This window comes from Acidovorax sp. HMWF029 (assembly GCF_003060895.1).
Lineage (GTDB): Bacteria > Pseudomonadota > Gammaproteobacteria > Burkholderiales > Burkholderiaceae_C > Acidovorax.
In genome coordinates this window covers 12,809-15,367 of the sequence record NZ_QAIH01000237.1, presented here as the reverse complement: position 1 = coordinate 15,367, position 2,559 = coordinate 12,809, and the positions used below count along the sequence as shown (strand labels likewise).

Sequence of the window (2,559 nt, the reverse complement as noted above, 5' to 3'; positions counted from 1 at the left end):
GTGCTGCCTGTGTGGGCACGGCGGCCCACAGCTCGGCCTCTACGGCGGGCTGGTCGGCCGTGTTTTTCCAGTTCACACCCCAGGTGAGTGCGCCAATCAGCACCGCATGCACCAGCACCGCCAGCGTGATGGCGCGCAGGCGCGCCGGAGGGCGGGGGGGGGCAAACTGGTCGCGGTCGGTATGGGCTTGCATGGGCGTGAGAGCGGCGCGCGGGGACGAGGTTCAACCGCCTTGTTTGACGGAGAGGCCCACGCGCTGCACGCCCGCCTTTTGCAAGGCATCCATGGCCTTCACCACGGTTTCGTATTGCACGCCCTTGTCGGCGCTGATGACTACCGCGCTGGCGCTGTCTGCGCCCTGTGCCTTCTGCCAGCGGCTCGCGGCTTCGCCAATCTCGCGCTGGTTCAGGCTGCGGGTGGCTTCGGGTGTCTTGAACTGCAGCGTGCCGTCCTTGTTCACGATGACCTGCGCAACGACCTTCGGCATGTTCTTGCCTTTGCCGACGCTGGGCACATCGACCACGCCCGGCGTGAGCATGGGGGCCGTCACCATGAAGATGATGAGCAGCACCAGCATGACGTCGATGAACGGGACCATGTTGATCTCGTTGATGGTGCGGCGGCCTCGGCCGCGGGATGCCATGGCGGGCATGGTGCGCCTCTCGGATCAGTGGCCCGAGGCCGTGTGGCCTGAGGAAGCGGGCTGTGCGCCCAGGTTGCGCTGCAGGATGTTGGAGAACTCTTCGATGAAGGTCTCCTGGTGTGTGGCCACGCGGTCGATGTCGCGCGCGAAGCGGTTGTAGGCGATCACAGCGGGGATGGCGGCAAACAGGCCGATGGCGGTGGCCACCAGCGCTTCGGCAATGCCGGGTGCCACGGTGGCCAGCGTGACCTGCTCCATACCCGCAAAGCCGGTGAAGGCGTGCATGATGCCCCACACCGTACCGAACAGGCCTACGTAGGGCGACACAGAGCCCACCGATGCCAGGAAGGAGAGGCTGGATTCCACGACATCCATCTCGCGCTGAAAGCTCGCGCGCATCGCGCGGCGTGCGCCGTCGAGCAAGGTGCCGGGGTCGGTGATGCGGCGCTCGCGCAGCTTCTGGTATTCGCGCATGCCGCTGGCAAAGATGCGCTCCATGGGGCCGGCCTGCTTGGCGTTTTGCGCAGCGGCGGCATACAGGTCATTGAGGCTGGTGCCGGACCAGAACTCGCGCTCGAACTCCTCGTTGAGCGCCTTCACTCGCTTGAGTGCAAACAGCTTGCGGAAGATGGCGGCCCAGCTGGCGACCGACACGGTCAGCAGCAGCAGCATGACGAGTTGCACCACCCAGCTGGCTTGCAGGACCAGAGAGATGATGGACATGTTTTGGGAGTTCATGGTGTGAGTTGTTCCAGGAGGGAGCTCGGAATTCTGGCGGGGCGCAGGGTGGCGGCATCGACCCATCCGATGCGGATGGTGCCTTCGGTCAGCAACAATGGGGCTTGTTCGGTCATTTGCTCTGGTTTCAGGAGCGCCTGCTGCACTATTGTCAACGATGCCCGGCCTGGGGCCTGGAGGGCTGCGGTAACAATCAGTTCATCGTCCAGTCGTGCGGGCCGGTGGTAGCGAAGCTGGGCATCGGTTACGACAAACATGCCACCGGTTTGTTCCCGCAATCGCTGCTGGCCCACACCCAGCGAGCGCAGCCATTCAGTGCGCGCACGCTCAAAAAACTTGAGGTAGTTGGCATAGAACACGATGCCGCCCGCATCGGTGTCTTCCCAATACACCCGGACGGGAAACTCGAACGCCATCGTGCGCTACCCCAGCACGGTGCGCAGTCGGGACACCGATTCCTGCAGCTGCGCCATGGAGTTGGCGGTGGAGAAGCGGATGAAGCGCTCGGGCTCGGCCGCGCCAAAGTCGCGCCCCGGTGTGACGGCGATGTGGGCGCGGCGCATCAGCTCAAACGCAAAATCCCAGCTGCCGTTCACGCCGAGCTGCTGCGCCGCCTGTGTGCAGTCGGCCCAGGCATAAAAGGCGCCGTCGGGCATCACTGGCACATTCAGGCCCAGGGACTGCAGTGCAGGGATGAAAAAGTCGCGCCGTGCCTTGAACTCGGCGCGGCGGCGTTCGTACTCGGCAATGCTCTCGGCCTCAAAGCAGGCCAGCGCCGCGTGCTGCGACACGGTACTGGCGCAGATGAACAGGTTCTGCGCCAGGCGCTCGACCACGGGCACCATCGCGTCGGGCACCACCATCCAGCCCAGGCGCCAGCCCGTCATGTTGAAGTACTTGCTGAAGCTGTTGATGCTGATGATGCTGTCGTCAATCGCCAAGGCAGTGTGGCCAAACTCTTCCTCGTACGACAGGCCCAGGTAGATCTCGTCGATCATCGTGATGCCGTCGTGCGACCGCACCACGTCGTGGATGCGGCGCAGCTCATCGGGCGCAATTGAAGTACCCGTGGGGTTGGATGGCGATGCCAGCAACACGCCCCGCGTCTTCGCGCCCCAGGCGGCGCGCACCTTGTCGGCACTCAGCTGGTAACGCTCGGCCGCCGTGGTGGGCAGCAG

4 protein-coding genes and 1 pseudogene are annotated in these 2,559 nt (G+C 64.6%); all 5 read right to left on the bottom strand.

Features of this window, described 5'->3' with window-relative positions; genetic code table 11:
- Nucleotides 1-193: pseudogene (locus DBR12_RS17515) on the bottom strand (cell envelope integrity protein TolA); the annotation flags it as partial.
- A gap of 30 nt (nt 194-223) precedes the next feature.
- The gene (locus tag DBR12_RS17510; RefSeq protein WP_108618437.1) at nt 224-652 is read right to left on the bottom strand and encodes an ExbD/TolR family protein; all 429 of its coding nucleotides are present in this window, start codon (nt 650-652) and stop codon (nt 224-226) included.
- A 15-nt stretch (nt 653-667) separates the two neighbouring features.
- Nucleotides 668-1,381, bottom strand: coding sequence for a protein TolQ (gene tolQ, locus DBR12_RS17505; RefSeq protein ID WP_108618436.1), 714 nt, complete (start codon nt 1,379-1,381; stop codon nt 668-670).
- Nucleotides 1,378-1,797, bottom strand: a complete 420-nt coding sequence (gene ybgC, locus DBR12_RS17500) for a tol-pal system-associated acyl-CoA thioesterase (RefSeq protein ID WP_108618435.1) — start codon at nt 1,795-1,797, stop codon at nt 1,378-1,380. The genes tolQ and ybgC overlap by 4 nt, the downstream gene beginning before the upstream one ends.
- Nucleotides 1,798-1,803: 6 nt before the next feature.
- Nucleotides 1,804-2,559: aminotransferase class I/II-fold pyridoxal phosphate-dependent enzyme (locus tag DBR12_RS17495; protein ID WP_233244747.1), on the bottom strand; the 756-nt coding region annotated here is incomplete at its 5' end.

Coding starts and splice junctions, on each gene's coding strand:
- tolQ (WP_108618436.1), bottom strand. CDS start 1,381: ATGAACTCCCAAAACATGTCCATCATCTCTCTGGTCCTGCAAGCCAGC.
- ybgC (WP_108618435.1), bottom strand. CDS start 1,797: ATGGCGTTCGAGTTTCCCGTCCGGGTGTATTGGGAAGACACCGATGCG.
- DBR12_RS17510 (WP_108618437.1), bottom strand. CDS start 652: ATGCCCGCCATGGCATCCCGCGGCCGAGGCCGCCGCACCATCAACGAG.